General features: G+C 64.8%; 13 protein-coding genes and 1 riboswitch. Of the genes, 6 read left to right on the forward strand and 7 right to left on the reverse strand.

Features of this window, described 5'->3' with window-relative positions; translation table 11 throughout:
- Window positions 1–88: 88 nt before the first annotated feature.
- From ACK56M_RS14955 to ACK56M_RS14970, 4 genes are all read right to left on the reverse strand, one after another.
- Window positions 89–1,081: a DNA-binding protein gene (locus ACK56M_RS14955; RefSeq protein ID WP_217190362.1), complete on the reverse strand. Its 993-nt coding sequence runs from the start codon at window positions 1,079–1,081 to the stop codon at window positions 89–91.
- A 228-nt stretch (window positions 1,082–1,309) separates the two neighbouring features.
- Window positions 1,310–2,551 (reverse strand): cytosine deaminase, encoded by a 1,242-nt coding sequence (gene codA, locus ACK56M_RS14960; protein ID WP_102083976.1) that lies wholly within the window; start codon window positions 2,549–2,551, stop codon window positions 1,310–1,312.
- 178 nt (window positions 2,552–2,729) lie between these two features.
- The gene (tenA, locus tag ACK56M_RS14965) at window positions 2,730–3,392 is read right to left on the reverse strand and encodes a thiaminase II (RefSeq protein WP_411958759.1); all 663 of its coding nucleotides are present in this window, start codon (window positions 3,390–3,392) and stop codon (window positions 2,730–2,732) included.
- Complete coding sequence (locus ACK56M_RS14970; protein ID WP_024087147.1) at window positions 3,389–4,036, reverse strand: TenA family protein; 648 nt, start codon at window positions 4,034–4,036, stop codon at window positions 3,389–3,391. The genes tenA and ACK56M_RS14970 overlap by 4 nt, the downstream gene beginning before the upstream one ends.
- A gap of 80 nt (window positions 4,037–4,116) precedes the next feature.
- Window positions 4,117–4,231, reverse strand: a riboswitch (TPP riboswitch).
- Window positions 4,232–4,456: 225 nt separating this feature from the next.
- Here ACK56M_RS14970 and ACK56M_RS14975 point away from each other — a divergent pair.
- The 4 genes from ACK56M_RS14975 to ACK56M_RS14990 all read left to right on the forward strand — a co-directional run bounded on the left by ACK56M_RS14975 (window position 4,457) and on the right by ACK56M_RS14990 (window position 12,584).
- Window positions 4,457–7,849, forward strand: coding sequence for an Ig-like domain-containing protein (locus ACK56M_RS14975; RefSeq protein ID WP_100413639.1), 3,393 nt, complete (start codon window positions 4,457–4,459; stop codon window positions 7,847–7,849).
- Between the two features lie 156 nt (window positions 7,850–8,005).
- A complete protein-coding gene (locus tag ACK56M_RS14980) occupies window positions 8,006–8,989 on the forward strand; it encodes an SCO family protein (RefSeq protein ID WP_100413645.1) in 984 nt (327 codons plus the stop codon).
- A gap of 81 nt (window positions 8,990–9,070) precedes the next feature.
- Window positions 9,071–11,392 (forward strand): putative bifunctional diguanylate cyclase/phosphodiesterase, encoded by a 2,322-nt coding sequence (locus ACK56M_RS14985; protein ID WP_015270366.1) that lies wholly within the window; start codon window positions 9,071–9,073, stop codon window positions 11,390–11,392.
- A 241-nt stretch (window positions 11,393–11,633) separates the two neighbouring features.
- Entirely contained in the window at window positions 11,634–12,584 is a 951-nt protein-coding gene (locus ACK56M_RS14990) for a site-specific integrase (protein WP_411958760.1), read from the forward strand.
- Here ACK56M_RS14990 and ACK56M_RS14995 read toward each other — a convergent pair.
- The 3 genes from ACK56M_RS14995 to ACK56M_RS15005 form a co-directional block, all read right to left on the reverse strand.
- Window positions 12,574–13,491, reverse strand: a complete 918-nt coding sequence (locus ACK56M_RS14995; RefSeq protein WP_224765931.1) for an SMP-30/gluconolactonase/LRE family protein — start codon at window positions 13,489–13,491, stop codon at window positions 12,574–12,576. The genes ACK56M_RS14990 and ACK56M_RS14995 overlap by 11 nt on opposite strands.
- Before the next feature lie 165 nt (window positions 13,492–13,656).
- Window positions 13,657–14,796, reverse strand: a complete 1,140-nt coding sequence (locus ACK56M_RS15000; RefSeq protein ID WP_015270369.1) for a glycerate kinase — start codon at window positions 14,794–14,796, stop codon at window positions 13,657–13,659.
- 222 nt (window positions 14,797–15,018) lie between these two features.
- Window positions 15,019–16,116, reverse strand: coding sequence for a sugar diacid recognition domain-containing protein (locus ACK56M_RS15005; RefSeq protein ID WP_015270370.1), 1,098 nt, complete (start codon window positions 16,114–16,116; stop codon window positions 15,019–15,021).
- A gap of 163 nt (window positions 16,117–16,279) precedes the next feature.
- On the opposite strand from ACK56M_RS15005, the gene ACK56M_RS15010 reads away from it, so the two are divergent.
- Together ACK56M_RS15010 and ACK56M_RS15015 are read left to right on the forward strand one after the other, a co-directional pair.
- Window positions 16,280–17,608 (forward strand): MFS transporter, encoded by a 1,329-nt coding sequence (locus ACK56M_RS15010; protein ID WP_217190360.1) that lies wholly within the window; start codon window positions 16,280–16,282, stop codon window positions 17,606–17,608.
- Between the two features lie 198 nt (window positions 17,609–17,806).
- Complete coding sequence (locus ACK56M_RS15015; protein ID WP_217190358.1) at window positions 17,807–19,327, forward strand: FAD-dependent oxidoreductase; 1,521 nt, start codon at window positions 17,807–17,809, stop codon at window positions 19,325–19,327.
- The last annotated feature ends 18 nt before the right edge of the window (window positions 19,328–19,345 follow it).

Genomic DNA, 19,345 nt, shown 5'->3' on the forward strand with positions numbered 1-19,345 from the left:
GGCCCAACGCGTTGTAGGCACCGGCTCCGCCGGTGTTCGCGGCGGTTCGACGCCTCGAAACGCCCGCTCCCACAGGGCCTTTTCGCAGTTACTGCGCCGCGTTGGCGGCAGACAACTGCGACTGACACTGGTGCAGCGCTTCGTCTCGTGCCTTGAGTTGCTCTTCAAGCTGCCGCAACTGGCGAGCCTGTTCCGTGCACAAGTCGCGCCTGGCCTCCAGGTTCTGTGCCTGCACATCCAGCTGCCGACGCATTTCCTCGCTTGCACCCTGCGCCTGGGCCAGGATCGTGCGCAAGCCCTGGATCTGCGCATCGCGCTGCTCCAGCAATTCGTCCTGCGCCCTGCAGGCGCTGGCGGCCTGGCGATGCTCACCCAGCAAGCGCTCGTTGTCGCGGTGCAGGCGGGTCAACTCGTCCTGCTTGACGATCATGCCTTGCTGCAGTTGTCGCACCTCCACCTGCAACTGTTGCAGCTGCGCTTCGTGGCGGCGCTGCTCCTGTTCACGCTGTTCGCGGCTGGCGTTGCGATAGTGTTCCAGCGCATCGCGTGCATGACGGTGCTTGTCTTCCAGTGATTTTACCTGCTCCTCCTTGTCGGCCAGGCGCACCTGCAGCTCGCCCAGCGACTGGTTAAGGCTGGCACTGCGCAGCTGTTCGGCCTGCAGGGTGCTTTGGGTGGAAAGCAGTTTTTCCGATTCGGCGGCCAGTGCGGCTACATCGATCTGATGCTGTTGGTGCGCCGCAGCCAGTGCCTGCTGGGCAATGGCCAGTTGTGCCTCCAGCTGTTCGCGCTGTCGAGTGAAGGCGCTTTCGGCCTGCTCGATCTTCAGGTCGGCCTCGTCCTGCAGCTGGGTTGCCAGTTGCCCGACCATTCGGCTCAGCACGTCACTCAGCGCAATGCCGCCCTCGGAAGCCACGGGTTGCTGGCCGTTCAACTCTTTCAGGTAGCGGTGAATCGTGGTCTTGGAGCCGGTGTTGCCCAGCTCGATACGTATCGCATCGATGCTGGGGTTCTCGCCCCGGGCAATCAGCGCCTGACGTGCCTGCTGCACTACAACCTTGTTTATACCGCCCCGGGCCATGCTTGCTCCTACGATTTTGTACCGTGTTATGTACCATGTAATTACATACCGATTATGGAGACAAGCCATTGCCCGTGCAAACATTTCCTATGGTGGAATAATCACGGCTTATCGCATGTGAATGGTTCTTGGGAGCTGTGCGCGGGGATAAAACAGTACGCCAGACAGCAAAGCGCCCCGCTCGGCTTCAAGCCGGCGGGGCGCTGCAGAATGCTGAAGCAGGGAGCGTCAGCTGTAGTGTTCAACCCTGGCAGGTGTTCTACGCATGAGCACCTTGCCGTTGCGTACCGACACCAGCGCATGCCCCTGGCTGCGCACCATTTCGTAATCGTCCGGCGCAGACAGCAGCAACAGGTTGGCCGGTCGCCCCACTTCGATGCCGTAACGCTCGCCCAGGTTCAGGGTGCGGGCGCTGTTGTCGGTGATCAGGTCCAGGCAACGCTGCAGGTCTTCGTAGCCAAGCATGTGGCAGATGTGCAGGCCGGCCTCGAGAATACGCAGGATGTTGCCATTGCCCAGCGGGTACCAAGGGTCGACGATGGAATCCTGGCCAAAGCACACGTTCATCCCGGCCCGGTCGAGTTCGGCCACGCGGGTGACGCCGCGGCGTTTCGGGTAGTTGTCGAAACGCCCTTGCAGGTGAATGCTCTCGGTCGGGCAAGATACAAAATTGATACCCGACTGCTTGAGCAGGCGGAACAGCTTGTAGCAGTAGGCATTGTCGTACGAGCCCATGGCCACGGTATGGCTGGCTGTCACCCGGGCGCCCATGTCGCGTACCCGCGCCTCTTCGGCCAGCACTTCGAGAAAGCGCGACTGCGGGTCGTCGGTCTCGTCGCAATGCACATCCACCAGGCAGCCGGTACGTTCGGCCAGGTCCATCAGGAACTTGACCGACGACACGCCCTGGTCGCGGGTGTTCTCGAAGTGTGGAATGCCGCCGACCACGTCGGCACCGATGGCCACCGCTTCGGTCATCAGCGCCCGGCCGTTGGCGTACGACTCGATACCCTCCTGGGGGAAGGCGACGATCTGCAGGTCGAGCAGGTGGCGCACTTCGTCACGCACTTCGACCATGGCCTTTAGCGCAGTCAGGGTGGGGTCGGTGACATCGACATGGGTACGCACATGGTGGATGCCATGATCCACCAGCATGCCGATGGTCTTCTTCGCGCGGTTCTTGATGTCGTCGTGGGTGGTGATTGCCTTGCGCTCGGCCCAGCGCTCGATGCCTTCGAACAGGGTCCCGCTCATGTTCCACTGCGGTTCGCCGGCGGTCAGCGTGGCGTCCAGGTGGATGTGCGGTTCGATAAAGGGCGCCACCACCAGGTTCTGCCCGGCATCCAGGTCATCGGCAGCGCGCGCCGCCACCCCTTCGGCCTGGGGCACGATGGCGGCGATGCGTTCGCCGCTGATTTCGATGCGGAACAGGCCAGGCTTGCCGCGCAGGCGTGCGTTGATGATGTTCATGATGCTTCTCCCTGGGCTTTGCGGGTGGCCCTACCAGCATAGTGGCTCAAGCCTTGTGGTATTTGCTACTGGCCCTATCGCCGGCAAGCCAGCTCCCACAGGTACTGCACAGACTTCAGGGCTGTGGTTTACCTGTGGGAGCTGGCTTGCCGGCGATAGGGCCGGCGCAGGCAGCAAATCAGGCTCCGTCCAACCCCATCTGCCAGAAGTCCGCCTCCAGGCTGGACGCCTGGCCGAAGATCTCCACCAGCTCGGTAAACCGTTGCTCGGTCATGCTCCGCGCTGCCAGCTCGTCCAGATGCTTGCGCGCCGCTGTGGCGACACCCTGGTAGCCCTCGCCGGCATACTCGGCGATCCACTCGCGGTACGGGTGATTGCTCAGATCGCCAATCCGCTCGGACAACGCCCGGCCAATCTCGGCATAACCGATCACGCAAGGCGCCAGCGCCACATGCAACTCCAGCAGGTCACCCGCGGCACCGCAGTCCAGCACATAGCGGGTATAGGCAACCGTGGCCTGGTGTTCGGGCGCGGCCTCGATATCAGCCTGGGTCAGGCCCCAGCGCGCGCACAGGCGCAAGTGCAGCTCGGTTTCATCCAGAATCGCCGCCAGCCCGGCCTGCGCGGCGCGGATGTCGGCCGGTCGACGGCTCTTGTAGGCAGCCAGTGCCCAGGCGCGGGCGAACTGGATGAGGAACAGGTAATCCTGTACCAGGTAGGTGCGGAAGGCGGCTTCGCTCAACGTACCCTCGCCCATCTGGCGCACGAATTCGTGGTCGACGTAGCTGCTCCACTGCGGCGTGGCGGCAGCCTTGAGGCGGTCGAAGATATCCATGCTCATTTGTCCTCCGGGTAGACAGCATCGAAGAAGGCCAGCTCCAGCGCCACGGTGCGCTGGTAGAAGTCACCCGCCAGCACGGCGTCCTGCGGGCCGACGCGGTCGAGTTCGGCTTGCAGGAAGGCAACGAAGTCCTGGAATGCCGGGTTGTCGTGCAGGGTGATCCATTCAGCGTGGACGAAGTTGTCCGGCATCGGCTTTGGCGCCTTCAACGCCCAGTCCAGGTACAGGCCTTCGGCGACATTGAGCACCGCCAGCGCGGCCGCATAGGACCGGGTGGCCGCCGCTTCGCGCATGATCGCCTTGAAGCCTGCGGTCGGGACGGTGTCGGCTGGTTCGCTGCGTTGTGCGGGGCTTACCCCCAAGGCCTCGAAGGCGCGCAGGAAGTACGTGTTCTCGTCACTGGAGATCATCCCGGCAAAGCGCCCGAAGCGCAGGCGCGCCTCGAAGGTGTCGGCGGTGGCGATGGCCGCGCCCAGCAGGGTCAGGAAGCTGTCGAGGAAGCGGTGGTCCTGCACCAGGTAGTCGACCATGATCGGGTCCGGCAGGCTGCCGTCGCACAATTGGGTGACGAAGCGGTGGCCAACGGCCGCCGACCAGGTCGGCTCGCTGCGGCGGCGCAGGGACTGGCTGAAGCGTTCGGTCATGTTGCTGTCCTTGATGGGGGGTGACAGCGAGACCGCGGTGGTTGGCATGGACGGGCCTCGCAGTGAGGCCGGCAAAAAGGCAGGTTTCAAAGTCCCATCCCTTCGCCGGCATGATCCGGATCAGGTTCGAAGGGTCACCGCGCTGCAGCATCCAGCGGTTTCTCAGCCCGTTGCCGGGCTCCCCTTGGTGGCGCTCAGGTATACCCCAGGGCGCCGCAGCTGTCACCACCCAATCTGTGGGCAATGGGTGACCCACTAGTGGGGGCCCTCACCCATTTTTGACGCCATGGCATTTAGCGCGCATCAGGCGCCACAAGGATTTATTTAGAAACATATTCCTCGTATTTGGGTTGGCACACCCGTTGCTCCAGCCCCGGAAACGGGCAAAAAGCCATGATGTCGCAAACGAGGCGCAAGGCAATGAAAACACCTGCCGTGATCCACCCTGCCAGGCATGCATTCCAGCTGTCCACCGTCGCTACGCTGATGCTCGGCCTTGGGCTGGTCACGGCAACAGCGGCGCCCATGGACGACAACAGCATGCCCCCGCCGACCGACCCGTCGGCCTACACTGATCAGCCGGCTGACCCGACCCAGGCGTTGCTGGACCTGTACAGCATGCCAGAGGCGAATCGGGGCTCACTCGAACTGACCGATGGCGTGTACGGTGACCGCAACACGGTAAGCGCAAACAACGTGCTACCGCCGGCCCTGCAAACCGGGAAAAAGTACCCCACCAACGGCAAGCCAAGCCCGCTGTTCGGCGCGTTGCCGTTTACCCAGCAATTACTGCTGTTCGAGGAATTCGGCACGGAAAGGCTCGACCCCACGTTGCCGCCGCCCACTCTGACCTTCCCGGTGCCGACCCTGGGCGCGGCACCGGCGCAGGACCCCAACGTGGTGGCCCGCAGCGGCCCCAGCGGTACAGCCCTGGAAGCCTTCCTCAAACAGCCGGGCCTGTACCCCTTCCCGACCCAGTATTCCAACGTGCTCGACCGCAACCCATGGAAGGCGCAGATCGAGATGTTCCTCAACCGCCAACCGGTCGGTTCGCCTGCGGAAGGCCGGCCACCAGGAAAAGGCTGGTCGCACCAGCGCTGGAACGAGTTCTACCCGCAGGCGGGGTTCAAGACCGCCCAGGCCGGTGCGCGCATCAACCTCGGCCTGCGTGACCGCAAGCAACTGCACAACTATGCAGTTGGCGAGTTCGCCCCGGGCGGCCTGTACTACCAGACTTCCGATATCCCGAACACACTGGGCACCACCAAGGGCATCGACACCCGCTTCCACCCGAAGATGCCACTACAGAACCACAAGTCGCTATGGACCTTCGACGGCACCTTCCCGCCCAAGCTGCTGATGGTGCGCTATGGCCAACCGATCCTGATGCGCCATTACAACGCGCTGCCGATCGACCCCTCGGCCAACGCCGGGTTTGGCCTGCACACCCTTTCGACCCATGAGCACAACGGCCACTCCCCGGCCGAGAGCGATGGCTATGCAAACGCCTACTTCTTCCCGGGGCAGTACTACGATTACCGCTGGCCGCTGCAACTGGCAGGCTATGACACCATCAACACCCGTGCCGAAGACCCACGCGCTGCGTTCCCTTGCTCGGCGGGCGAAACCTTGTTCGTCAACGATGCCAACCCCGGCCTGAAAACCTGCCAGAACGGCAGCATCAAGATTCGTGGTGACTGGCGCGAAACCATGAGCACCCACTGGTTCCACGACCACATGATGGATTTCACGGCGCAGAACGTCTACAAGGGCAACGCCGTGATGATGAACTACTACAGCGCCCTGGACCGCGGCAACGAGGCCCTGCAGGATGGCGTCAACCTGCGTTTCCCCAGTGGCTCGGGCATGCCGTGGGGTAACCGCGACTACGACGTCAACCTGGTGATCGCCGACAAGGCCTGGGATGCCAACGGCCAGCTGTGGTTCAACCCGTTCAACACCGATGGCTTCCTCGGCGACCAGATCCTGGTCAACTGGCAGTACCGGCCAACGCTCAAGGTACGCGCGCGCAGCTACCGCTTCCGTATCCTCAACGGCTCGGTGTCGCGCTACTTCAAGTTCGCAGTGGTCCGGGAAATTGCCGGTAACAGCGGCGAGTTCAAAGGCCCCACCGGCTCCAACCTGTCGTATGCGCGGGTACCGTTCCACATGATCGCCAACGACGGCAACATCATGGAACACACCGTGCCGTTCGACGGCACCCTGGACCTCAACGGTGACGGCAACCTGCAGGACAACAACGGCATCCTGCCGCTGCAAGGCATCGCCGAGCGCTACGACATCATCATCAACTTCGCCAAACACGGCATCAAGGTCGGCGACAAGCTGTACCTGGTCAACCTGGAGGAACATCAGAGCGGCAAGGGCCCGGAGGGTGCCATTGCCCTGGCCGATGTGCTGTCGGAAAAATACAAGGCGGTGATCAAGCAGACCAGCAACGGGCCTGAGTGGGACAACGGCGACCCGGCAATCGGCAAGTTCATGCAGTTCGTGGTTCAGCCCTACAGCGGCCAGGACCTGAGCATGGACCCGGTTGCCTATGAACCGGCCAAACCGGGCAAGGCCGAAGGCCTGAAAATGCTGCCGCTGCCGATAGACCGTAATTCGGCCACCGACCAGGCCAAGCTCAAGGATGCCCGCCATCGCGAGTTCATCTTCGGCCGCTCGGACGGTACCGACACCCAACCCTGGACCATCAAGACCGATGGCGGCTTTGGCTACTCCATGGACCCACGTCGCATCAACGCGGCGCCACAGTTGGCCCAGCAGTCTACCGACGGCGGTTTCAGCGGCGACGGCACATTGGAAGTGTGGAAGATCATCAACGGCGGCAATGGCTGGAGCCACCCGGTGCATGTGCACTTCGAGGAAGGCGTGATCCTCAGTCGCGACGGCAAGGCCCCGCCGGAATGGGAAAAATGGGCGCGCAAGGACGTGTATCGCATCGGGCCGGATATCGATTCGTCGGAAGAAGTGGAGGTAGCCCTGCGCTTCCGCGAGTTTGCCGGTACCTACATGGAACATTGCCACAACACCCAGCATGAAGACTCGTCGATGCTGCTGCGCTGGGACCTGGAGCACCCAGGCCAGTTCCAGGTGATGCCGACCCCACTACCGGGTTGGGATGGCGTGGAGTACGTGGCTTCGGTTGGGCTGCCGACCTTCCGCACCGAAGACCATGATAACGACGACCCGACCAACAAACCGCCGGTTGCGGCCAACGACAGCGCGGCTACCACGGCCGGCAAGCAGATCACCTTGAACGTGCTGGCCAACGACACCGACCCGGAAAACAACCTGCCGTTGACCGTAGTCGGCCTCAGCCAGCCGGACTCCGGCCAGGGCACTACCAGTACCGACGGCAGCACGGTCACCTACGTCCCACCGGCCACGGTAACCACAGCGTTCACCGCCAGCTTCAACTACACGGCTCGTGACGCCAAGGGCGCCGAATCGGTGGCCCCGGCCACGGTCAGCATTGCGGTGAGCCCGGCAGCGGCGGTCGACCAGATCCAGGTCACCAGTGCCACGGTGCAGGTGCGCAGCGGCAACCGCTTTACCTGGGATATTTCGGGCACCACCACGGTGGCCACCGGCAACAGCATCACCGTGACTGCGGCAACCACCAGTGGCCCGCTACTGCTGGGTACGGCCACGCTGAGTACCACTACCAGCGGCGCCCGTTGGCGCTTGTCGACCACAACCACCGGCAGCGGCCCGGCCACACCGGCGACCGTGACCGTGAAATCGGCGCTGGGGCAGAGCGTGACGGCGCCGGTCAGCATCAGGTAACCGAAAAGCGGGGGCCGCTGTGCGGCCCATCGCTGGCAAGCCAGCTCCCACCTCGACCGCGTCGGCTCCAAGCCTTGTGCAGTACCTGTGGGAGCTGGCTTGCCGGCGATAGGGCTGCAGGGCAGCCCCAATACCGTTATCAACGAGGACCGCATCATGTCCGGTTCATGGCGTTTCCTGCTGGTGCTCTCGCTGTTCGCAGCCAGTATCCCGTTCTGGCCGTTGCAACCACAGCAACCCGTGGCCGAGGAAGCTGAAACTCCCTGGGGCGCCGATTACTTCCCCAACATCCCGCTGCTCACCCAGGACGGTGAGAAGGTGCATTTCTTCGACGACCTGATCAAGGACAAGGTGGTCGCCATCAACTTCATCTTCACCGGCTGCTCCGACTCCTGCCCGGTGGAAACCGCGCGCCTGCGCCAGGTGCAGAAAATCCTTGGTGACCGGGTCGGCACGGACATCTTCCTTTACTCCATCAGCATCGACCCCTACAACGACACCCCCGCCACCCTCAAGCGTTACGCCGAAAAGTTTGGTATCGGCCCCGGCTGGACGCTGCTCACCGGCGAGCCGGCCGATATCGAACAATTGCGCCGCAGCCTGGGTCTGTACATCGATGGCCTGGAAAACGGCCGCTCCAAGGACCACAACCTGAGCCTGATCATCGGCAACCAGGCCACCGGCCGCTGGATGAAGGCCTCGCCCTTCGAAAACCCGTACATTCTCGCCGACCGCCTGGGCAACAGCCTGCACAACTGGAAACAGGCCAGTGCCATGGCCAATGACTACGCCCAGGCTCCCGAGGTGCGCGCACCCAGCAGTGGCGAGCAACTCTTCCGTACCCGCTGCTCGTCCTGCCACACCCTGGGCAATGCCGAGCCAGGACAACCCGGCATCGGCCCCGACCTGCTCGGCGTGACCCGCCAGCGTGATGCCAACTGGCTGACCCGCTGGCTGAAGGAGCCCGACCAGATGCTGGCCCAGAAAGACCCCCTGGCCATGCTGCTGTACGAACAATATAACCGCGTGGCCATGCCCAACATGCGCCTGGGCGATACCGAAGTCAGCGCGCTGATGAGTTACATGGAGGAAGAAACTGCGCGCCTGCAGACGCCGCTGGCCGATAAGGGAAATCCTTAAAGGCAATTGGCCACCAGTCATTAGGCTGTCATCTTACTGTCGTATTTTTCGACCATCACCCAGGGTCGGGAACTATCAGCAGTGATTCGCCGTTCGCTTTCATCCGCCAGCCTTCTGCGGCTGCTGATCCTGATGCTCTGTGCAGCCACCCTGGCCTTTGTCTGGGGACTGCATGTTTCGCAGAAGGTTGCCGCCCGCCAGGACGCGCTGTCGGCCAAGGCCGCCGAGCACCTGAACCTGGCCAGTATCGTTGGCGAAAGCCTGCGCCAGTTGGTGGATCGCGCCCAGGCCGTGGGCCGGGTCGCCCAGGACGACATGAAGATGCTGAGCCAGGGCAGCGTCAGCCTGGCGCGCATGCTTGCCGAAGACCCGGTATTCAAGCGCATGAGCCTGTACGACCGGCAAGGCCGGCTGTTGTCGGCCAGCCATGCCGACGAGGCCGCCGAGCTACCCGAAGACTGGCTGCGCCAGCTGCAGCGGCACGTTGCCCGCTACGGTTTCAAACCGTTCCTGCCCAGCGTGCAGCCCCCCGGGCAAGCGACCACCGTGCCCAACCGGCACCTGCCCTTCCTGCTACCGCTGACCAACCTGCCGGGTCGCGAAATCGACAATATCCTGGTGGTGCAGCTGGACATCGGCTACCTGGCGGTGCTGCTGCAGCACATCGACCTGGGCGGCAGCGGGCTGGTGCGCCTGCTGCAGGATGACGGCCTGGAGCGGGTGCGCATCGATAGCAGCGGCGTGGTGGCCGGTGACGCACTGCTGCCCGGGCTGCCGGACAGCGGCAGTGAAGCAGGCATGCTGACCCAGTACGCGGCCGGCGCCCCCTACCAGAGCCTGTACCGGCGCCTGCCCGAGCGGGGTTTCAGCGTGGTGGTCAGCCAGCGTCAGGACGAAATCCTCGCGCCTTCGACGCTGGCCTATTCCCGGCAGTTCTGGTTGAACCTGAGCATGACCCTGATGATCCTCGCCAGCCTGCTGTGGACCTTGCGCCTGTTGCGCAAGCGCCAGGAGGCCTTCAGCGCGCTGGAACAGGCGCAGCAGGTCAACCAGCAGTTGATCGACCGCCTCGAGGACGAACATCGGCGCAGCAGCCATGCCGCGGCCACCGACCACCTCAGCGGCCTGCACAACCGCCGCCAGTTCGTCGAGGTGGCCGGCCAGGTGCTGACCCGGCAACGCGGCAAGCGCCGGCTGATGGCGATCCTGTTCATCGACATGGACCGCTTCAAGTCGATCAACGACTCGCTCGGGCACAAGATCGGCGACCTACTGCTGCAGGCCGTTGCCGGGCGTATCCAGCGCCTGCTGGAGCCCGGCGACGAGGCTTCGCGCTTTGGTGGCGACGAGTTCGTGGTGCTGCTGGCCGGCGAGCGCAGCGAGGAGCAGATCAATGCCTGGGTCCGCGTACTGGTGCAGAAGCTGTCGGCCACCTATGCGCTGGACGGCCAGGAGGTCAACACCAGCCCCAGCGTGGGCGTGAGTATCTGCCCGCGCGACGGCCAGGACATCGACAGCCTGATCCGCAGTGCCGATGCCGCGATGTACTCGGCCAAGCAGGCCGGGCGCGCGCAGTACCGTTTCTTCGACCCGTCGCTGAACCTGGCCGACATCCACGCCTTCACCCTCGAACAGGCCTTCGGCAGCGCCCTGGCCGAGCGCCAGTTCGTGCTGCACTACCAGCCACAGATCCGCCTCGACACCCAGCAGGTGCTGGGCTACGAAGCGCTGGTGCGCTGGGACCACCCCGAGTTCGGCCTGCTGTACCCGGACCGGTTCATTGACCTTGCCGAGCGCAGCGGCTTCATTGTCGAGCTGGGCTGGGAGGTGTTGCGCCTGGCCTGCGAGGCCCTGTCGGGTTGGGACGCCCAAGGCCGGAAGACGCGGCTGGCGGTCAATGTATCTGCGCTGCAGCTACGCCAGGCAGACTTCGCTGCACGGCTACTGAGCGAACTGCAGCAGTACGCCATCGCCCCGCAGCGGCTGGAGCTGGAAATCACCGAAACCACCATCCTCGACCCCGAAGGCACGGCGGTGGCGCACCTGCACACCCTTCGCGACGCCGGCCTGGGCATCAGCCTGGACGATTTCGGCCGCGGCTACGCCGGTTTTGCCCACCTGCATTCGCTGCCGCTGAGCAAGCTGAAGATCGACCGCTCGCTGATTGCGCCGCTGTCCAACAGCCACGACGACAGCCCGATCGTGTCGTCCACCATCATCCTTGCCAAACGCCTGGGCCTGGAAGTGGTGGCCGAAGGCGTGGAAACCCGCGAACAAGTGGTGTGCCTGAAGCTTGCCGGCTGCGATATCGCCCAGGGCTACCACTTCAGCCGGCCGCTGTCACCGGCGCAGCTGCGTGACTACCCGCTCTTCAACGGTGTCGAGGACAAGGCCTGCGTGTAATGGAGGCCCTGGCGAATCCGCCAGGATGAATCGATCATACCTGACGCGCCACGTCTGTAGGAGCGGCCTTGTGTCGCGATCGGGCCGCAAAGCGGCCCCAGCAGTATTCGCGTAAACACTAAAATCAGAGGGGCCGCTTCACGGCCCGATCGCGACACAAGGCCGCTCCTACAGGGACCGAGCATGTATTAGGAACCCATTTCGGTTTATCGTGTGCCCATCATCCACTTGCACCCGCACCATGACCGACATCGAGCGCTACCTCCGCGCCGCCACCCGTGACAACACCCGGCGCAGCTACCAGGCCGCCATCGAGCATTTCGAAACCCACTGGGGCGGTTTTCTCCCGGCCACGGCCGAGAGCATCGCCCGCTACCTGGCCGACCACGCCGACCAACATGCCGTCAGCACCCTGCGCCAGCGCCTGGCGGCGCTCAGCCAATGGCACGTCGCCCAAGGTTTCCCCGACCCGACCAAGGCGCCGCTGGTGCGCCAGGTGCTGCGCGGCATCCGCACCTTGCACCCGACACCGCCCAGGCAGGCGGCGCCGCTGTTGCTGCAGCACCTGCAAAGCGCAGTGCAATGCTTCGAAGAAGAAGCCCGTCAGGCCCGCGAACAGCATGACCTGGCCTCCCTGCGCCGGGCGCGTCGCGACGCTGCGCTGCTATTGCTGGGCTTCTGGCGCGGTTTTCGGGGTGATGAACTGGCTCGCCTGCGCGTGGAGCACATCCAGGCCGAGGCCGGCGTCGGCATCACCCTGTTCCTGCCACGCAGCAAGGGCGACCGCGAAGCCCTGGGCGTACAGCATCGCACCCCGGCCCACAAGGCCTTGTGCCCGGTCACGGCCTACCTGCAATGGCTGGAAGTCGCCGGCATCGCCCATGGGCCGGTGTTCCGCAAGCTCGACCGCTGGGGCAACCTCGGCGACACCGCGCTCAACAGCAACAGCCTGGTCGGCCTGCTGCGGCGCATGCTGGAGCGCGCCGGGGTACCGGCGGCGCTGTATACCGGCCACTCGCTGCGCCGTGGCTTTGCCACCTGGGCCACGGCCAACGGTTGGGAGTTGAAGGCGCTGATGAGCTATGTGGGCTGGAAAGACGCAAAGTCGGCGTTGCGATACATCGACGCAGCGCAGCGCTTTGGCGAACTGGCCGTGCTACCGGCCAGCCAGGCGCAAAAGCTTATTCCTTGAAGGTGTGACGGGCGATGCCGCCAATTTCCGGGTTGATGGCATACAGGTCACCAGCGTCGGGGTAATGGTGCAAGTCTTCAGCACTCATGCCCAAGCGCGCGGTGCTGATGAACAAGGTATTCATCCCCTCCCCACCGAAGCAGCAACTGGTGGGGCACGGCACTGGCATCAGCACCTGGTCGGTGAGGTGGCCATGGCGGTCATAGCGTAACAGGCAACTGCCATGGTACTGGCACACCCACAGGCCGCCGTCACGGTCCAGCGCAAGGCCGTCCGGCCGCCCCAGTTCGGCAGGGGTTTCGGCAAACAGAGTGACCGCGCCAAGCCGGCCTTCGGCCAGGTAACTGGCGCGGTAGATCGAGCGCGCCGCCGAGTCCACGAAGTACACCGTATGGCCGTCCCGCGACCAGGCCAGGCCGGTGGGCAACGCCATGTCGTCGTGGATCACCTGATCATTCAACTGCCCGTCAAAGCGGAACAGTGCCCCGGTGTTGCCGCTCAGGGCATCGTCCATCAGCCCGGTCACGAATCGGCCCTGCGGGTCGCAGGCGCCGTCGTTGAAACGGTAGGTCGACCGCGGGTGAACCGACACCGAATGCCGGCGCACCTTGCGCAGCGACACGTCGAAGATGGCCACGCTGGCGTCTTCGGTGAAAATCAGGTTGCCCTGGTCGGTCAGCGCCAGCGCACCAATGCGTGCCGCGGATTCGTACAGGCACTCGGCCTGGCCATCAGGCGTCAGGCGGTTGATTCGCCCGCCGGAGATATCGACAAAGTACAACGCGCCGCTGCCTTCATCCCAGACCAGGCTTTCGCCCAGGTCGGCGCGGGTGCTGGCGACGTTGACTGGCACGTAGCGGCATGCCTTGAGGCGGTTGCGCAACTCGCCCACCTCCGCCAGCGTCATGGAACAGGCCAGTCCCAGGCCCTGTGCGGCATCGGTAAAGACCGCAACGTTATCGTGGAAAGGCTCTGTGACGGGCATTTGCTGGCTACCTTCGATTCTCCTTTCTACGATAACAACAAAAAAATCAATGACCAAGCGCGGGGTTCGGCAGACTGCAGCGGTCGATCAAGTTCGCGTTGCGCAGCGCCACAGCCGCCCGATATCACAAGCCCGCGCCCGCAGCAGCTCAGCAGCATTGGCACAAGCCTGCTCCAGGCTCATCGGCCCGCTGGCCAAGGCAAAGGCAGCGTCGACGCCATGGGCATACAGCTGCTGGTAGCCTTCACCCAAGGTGCCGGCCAGCACCACCACCGGCACCCCATGGCGCTTGGCAACCCGAGCCACCCCCATCGGCGTCTTGCCACGCAAGGTCTGGGCGTCGAAGCGCCCTTCGCCGGTCACTACCAGGTCTGCACCTTGCACCATGGCATCCAGGCCGGCCAGTTCGGCCACCACTTCCACCCCAGGGCGGAACTGCGCGCCCATGAAGGCCCGGGCTGCGAACCCCATGCCACCAGCAGCGCCACAGCCTGGGTAGTCCCGCACATCCTCACCCAGCAGTTGCGCACAATGGTCGGCAAAATGCCCCAGGGCCTGGTCCAGCGCCTGCACCTGCTGTGGGTTGGCGCCCTTCTGCGGGCCGAAGATTGCCGATGCGCCGTTGGCGCCACACAGCGGGTTGTCGACGTCTGCCGCGACTTCGAACTGCACCTCGGCCAGGCGCGGGTCGAGGCCGCTGGCATCGATGCGGGCCAGCTTGGCCAAGGCCAGGCCGCCCTGTTCCAGTGCTTGCCCGTCGGCGTCCAGCAGGCGCAGGCCCAGCGCCCGCAACATGCCGCTACCCGCGTCGTTGGTGGCACTGCCACCGATAGCCAGCACTACCCTTTGCGCGCCCGCGGCCAGGGCGGCGGCAATCAGCTCGCCGGTACCCCAGGTGCTGCTGCGGCAGGCATCGCGGCGGCCAGTGGGCACCAGTTGCAGGCCACTGGCCTGGGCCATTTCGATGATCGCCGTGCGGCTTTGCGGCAGCCAGCCCCAGCCCGCCTCCACGCTTTGCCCCAACGGCCCGCGTACCGTCTGACGACGCAGCTCGCCGTGGCTGGCGGCAAGAATCGCATCCATGGTGCCTTCGCCACCGTCGGCCATCGGGCACTCGACCAGCTCGGCCTCCGGCCAGGCCTCGGCCAGGCCCGCCGCGATGGCGCGAGCGACACCGGCGGCGTCGAGGCTGTCCTTGAACGAGTCGGGGGCAATGACGATCTTCATGGGGTTTCTCCTGTCCTGATGAGCGGCATGCTGACAGGTGGCTGCAAAGGTGGCCTCGGTCAAATGCACAAAATGCCGGGCGGGTTGTTTGGGCAGATGCCTTTCACCTGCCCCGGCCCTATCGCCGGCAAGCCAGCTCCCACAGGTTCAACACAGGCCTGAGAGCAGCATGCATCCAGTGGGAGCTGGCTTGCCGGCGATAGGGCCGGGGCAGGCGGCCCTTCAGTCGGCAGGCAGCAGCTGCAACCCCAGGTACAGGCTAAGCATCCCTTCCATGCGCAGCGGGTCGACCTCGCCCAGCTCGGCAATCCGCTCCAGGCGGTAGCGCAAGCTGTTGCGGTGGATGCCCAGGGCATCGGCACAGGCCTGGCTCTGGCCGTCATGGGCACACCAGGCGCGCAGGGTGGTGAGCAATTGCCCGCTGCTGTCCTTGCTGCGAATACGTTGCAACGGCTCCAGCAATTCATCCAGCGCATCATCGTTGCGATGCCGCCACAACAATGCCGGCAACCGGTAGCGCTGCAGGCTGAGCAAGCGCTCGCCGGGCAGTACCTCGCGCCCATAGGCCAACAGATCGCGCACCCGGCGATAACCCCGGCGCAGTTGCTCCAGGCTTTGCGCGACACTGCCCAGGGCCAGCCGCTCCACGTCCCAGCCATGGCGCTGCAGGCGTTCCAGCAGGCGAGGTTCGTCCAGCGCCACACCTGCCGGGCGACACCACAACAACGACTGGCGGGCCGGGCTTACGCACCAACTGTCCGGGTAGCGGCTCATCAACCATGCCGCCAGGGTTTCGGCGGCTGGCCCCGAGGCCAGCTCGAACAGGCACGGTACCCGCGGCAGCTGGGGCTTGAGGCCCAGTTGCCGGGCCTCGTCGAGCAACCGGGGGGAATCGCCGCTGCCGCCCAGCAGCAGGGCCAGCAAATCGTCACAGCGCTGCCGTCGCCATTGCTGGTCGGCCTGCAAATGGCGCTGGGCCAGCAGCATTTCGGCGGTCATGCGCACCAGCTCGCCATAGGTGCGCACTTGTTGCGGGTCACCGGTCAAGCCGAGTACGCCCATCAATCGGCCATCCAGCATCAGCGGCAGGTTCACCCCAGGCTGCACGCCCTTGAGGCACTTGGCAGCGTCCGTATCCAGTTCGACGATGCGGCCGTTGGCCAGCACCAGTTGCGCACCCTCGTGGCGGGTGTTGATACGCTCAGGTTCGCCACTGCCGAGGATCAACCCCTGGCTGTCCATGACATTGACGTTGCATGGCAGAATGGCCATCGCGCGGTCAACGATATCCTGCGCCAGGTCATGGTCGAGTTCGAACATTGAGCGGTCCTTTGGGTGTCAGGGATTTGGGCTCGGGCACAGCAGCCCGGTGCAAGTGCTGTGCAAAAGCACAAAGACAGGCACGCCGCAGTCCCCGAGACTCGTCAGGGCGAGCGCCGGAACAGGCGACGCGGCGACAACCATAACAACAGAGAACCCGATCATGGCATACAGCCCCGCCCCTGACCAAGGCACGGACACCACCCGCAACGCGCTGTACCGGCGCATCACCCTGCGGCTGATTCCGTTCATTTTCATCTGCTACCTGTTCAACTACCTGGACCGCGTCAACGTCGGCTTTGCCAAGCTGCAGATGCTCGACGCCCTGAAGTTCAGCGAAACGGTGTACGGCCTTGGTGCCGGCATCTTCTTCATCGGCTATGTGCTCTGCGGCCTGCCGAGCAACCTGGCGCTCAACCGCTTCGGCCCGCGGCGCTGGATCGCGCTGATGATGATCGCCTGGGGCAGCCTCTCCACCTGCCTGCTGTTCGTCACCACGCCCACCGAGTTCTACGCCTTGCGCCTGTTGACCGGCGCCGCCGAAGCCGGCTTCTTCCCGGGCGTGGTGCTGTACCTTTCGCGCTGGTTCCCGGCGGCCCGCCGCGGCCGCATCATGGCGCTGTTCATGTCGGCGATCCCGGTATCGGGCCTGCTCGGCGGGCCGTTCTCCGGCTGGATCCTCCAACACTTCGCCGCCGGCCAGCACGGCCTGGCCGGCTGGCAATGGATGTTCCTGATCCAGGGCCTGCCGACTGTTGCCCTGGGTGTACTGGCGGTGTTCCTGCTCAGTGACGGCTACCAGAAAGCCGCCTGGCTGAGCCCGGCCGAACGTCAGCTGATCGCCGCCGACCTGGACGCCGATGCCGCCAGCAAGCCGAGCACCACCGGCGACGGCGTGCTCGCCGTGCTGACCAACCCGCTGATCTGGACCTTCGGCTTTGTCTACTTCTGCATCCAGAGCGGTGTGTATGCGATCAACTTCTGGCTGCCGTCGATCATCAAGAACATGGGCTTCGACAACCCGCTGCTGATCGGCTGGCTCAGCGCCATCCCGTACCTGCTGGCCGGCGTGTTCATGATCCTCTGCGGGCGTTCGGCCGACCTGCGCAACGAGCGCCGCTGGCATCTTGTGGTGCCGATGCTGATGGGCGCCATCGGCCTGCTGATCGCGGTGAACTTCGCCGGCAACCCGGCCATCGCCATCCTCGGCCTGTCGATCGCCACCATGGGCGCGCTCACCGGCCTGCCGATGTTCTGGCCGATGCCCACGGCGCTGCTCAGCGCCGGCGCGGCTGTCGCGGGCCTGGCGATCATCAACTCGGTGGGCCAGATGGCCGGCTTCCTCAGCCCGTACCTGGTCGGTTTCATCAAGGACCAGACCGGCTCGACCGATGCTGCGCTATATTCGCTGGCGGCGTTGATCGTGCTGGGTAGCCTGGTGGCCTTGCGGGTTACCCGGGCTGGTGCGCTGAGTACTGCAAGCGCCAGTTGAACCCATTCGCGGGCTCGCCCGCTCCCACAGGATCACCACAAGCTCGAACGCTGTGGTATCCCTGTGGGAGCGGGCAAGCCCGCGAAGAGGCCAGCCCAGGCCACATAAAATCCACACCCTCCACCGATCGTCAGCTCAACGCATCCCCTCCCCAGCCCAGGCGTCAAATGGTTCCAAAGGTCCCTTTGGAGAACCCCCATGACCCAGCACGCCGTAGCTCGCCTGGCCCAACTCGACGAACACCGCCCCCTGCGCGTCCAGGCCGGCAGCGAGGAGATCATCCTCATCCGCCAGGGCGACCAGGTGCACGCCTACCAGGGCAACTGCCCCCACGAAGGCGCGCCACTCAATGAAGGCGTGGTGTGCGGCGGCCTGCTGGTGTGCCCCTGGCACAAGGCCGCGTTCGCCGTGGACGAGGGCGCGGTCTGCGAGCCGCCGGCCCTGGCCGACCTGCGTCGCTACAAAACCTGGCTCAAGGGCGACGAGGTCTGGGTCGACGACCAACCCCTGCCCAGAACCGAGCCGCCCCGCCACAGCGACGCCCGCTGTTTCGTGGTAGTCGGCGCTGGTGCCGCGGGCAGTGCCGCAGTGTCCACCCTGTTGGCCCATGGCTTTGCCGGCCGCCTGGTCTGGATCGATCAGGAGCGCCAACCAGCCTACGATCGTACTTCCCTGAGCAAATTCGTGATCGCCGGGCAGATGCCGCCCGATGAAGTGCCGGCCCTGCTCGAGCCCGACGCCCTGCGCAAGGGCCAGCTGGAGCGCAAGCATGGCAAGGTGCGCACACTGAACACCCAGAAACGCCAGGTCATCCTGGCCGACGGCCAGCAGATCGACTATGACGCCTGCCTGCTGGCCACCGGCGGCAAGGCGCTGCGGCCCGATATCCCGGGCGTCGACCTGCCTGGGGTATTTACCCTGCGTTCACGGGAGGATGCCGCGCACCTGCTGGATGCTGCCGAGCCCGGCCAGCCGGCAGTGATCGTCGGCGATGGCTTCATCGGCCTGGAAGCCGCGTCGGCCTTGCGCAAGTACGGCGTGCAGGTGCACCTGATCACCCGCCATGAGGTCCCCCTGGCCCGGCAACTGGGCGAGCGCATTGGCCGTAGCATCCGCGAGTTGCACGAACGCAAGGGGGTCACCTTCCACGGCCCTACCGAGGTCGTGCGGATCGAGGGCCAGGGCAAGGTCGAGGCCGTGCTGCTGGCCAACGGTGAGCGGCTACAGACGCCATTGGTGCTGCTGGGTACCGGGGTAAGACCTGCGACCGCGTTCATTCAGGGCGTGCTGCTGACCGAGGACAAGTCGGTGCAAGTGGACGCTGAAATGCGCGCTGCAGATGGCCTGTGGGCCGCGGGGGATATCGCCACCTTCCCCCTCAGCGGGCGCCCGGTGCGTATCGAACACTGGCGGCTGGCCCAGCAACATGGGGTGATCGCCGCGGCCAACATGCTCGGCGAGCAGCGCCGCTACGCCGACGTACCGTTCTTCTGGACCTACCAGCACGGCCGCACCTACGAAGTACTGGGCCACGCGCGGGACTGGAACCGTATCGAGTTCGTCGGCGAGCCGGAAAAAGGCGACTTCATTGCCTTGCAATGCGTGGATGAGCGGGTCGAGGCAGTTATCGCCAAGGGCTATTCCGATGCCATGGCGACGCTGTCGCAACGCCTGAAGCGCCCGTTGACCTTGCAGGAGGCCTTGGCGCTGATCGGCTGAAGCTGCCTTTCATTGCGC

It is taken from the genome of Pseudomonas sp. s4 (assembly GCF_046764235.1).
GTDB classification, from domain to species: Bacteria; Pseudomonadota; Gammaproteobacteria; order Pseudomonadales; family Pseudomonadaceae; genus Aquipseudomonas; species Aquipseudomonas asiatica.

Coding starts and splice junctions, on each gene's coding strand:
- ACK56M_RS15005 (WP_015270370.1), bottom strand. CDS start 16,116: ATGTTCGAACTCGACCATGACCTGGCGCAGGATATCGTTGACCGCGCG.
- ACK56M_RS14970 (WP_024087147.1), bottom strand. CDS start 4,036: ATGACCGAACGCTTCAGCCAGTCCCTGCGCCGCCGCAGCGAGCCGACC.
- ACK56M_RS15015 (WP_217190358.1), top strand. CDS start 17,807: ATGACCCAGCACGCCGTAGCTCGCCTGGCCCAACTCGACGAACACCGC.
- ACK56M_RS15000 (WP_015270369.1), bottom strand. CDS start 14,796: ATGAAGATCGTCATTGCCCCCGACTCGTTCAAGGACAGCCTCGACGCC.
- ACK56M_RS14955 (WP_217190362.1), bottom strand. CDS start 1,081: ATGGCCCGGGGCGGTATAAACAAGGTTGTAGTGCAGCAGGCACGTCAG.
- tenA (WP_411958759.1), bottom strand. CDS start 3,392: ATGAGCATGGATATCTTCGACCGCCTCAAGGCTGCCGCCACGCCGCAG.
- ACK56M_RS14995 (WP_224765931.1), bottom strand. CDS start 13,491: ATGACGCTGGCGGAGGTGGGCGAGTTGCGCAACCGCCTCAAGGCATGC.
- ACK56M_RS14980 (WP_100413645.1), top strand. CDS start 8,006: ATGTCCGGTTCATGGCGTTTCCTGCTGGTGCTCTCGCTGTTCGCAGCC.
- ACK56M_RS15010 (WP_217190360.1), top strand. CDS start 16,280: ATGGCATACAGCCCCGCCCCTGACCAAGGCACGGACACCACCCGCAAC.
- ACK56M_RS14975 (WP_100413639.1), top strand. CDS start 4,457: ATGAAAACACCTGCCGTGATCCACCCTGCCAGGCATGCATTCCAGCTG.
- codA (WP_102083976.1), bottom strand. CDS start 2,551: ATGAACATCATCAACGCACGCCTGCGCGGCAAGCCTGGCCTGTTCCGC.
- ACK56M_RS14990 (WP_411958760.1), top strand. CDS start 11,634: ATGACCGACATCGAGCGCTACCTCCGCGCCGCCACCCGTGACAACACC.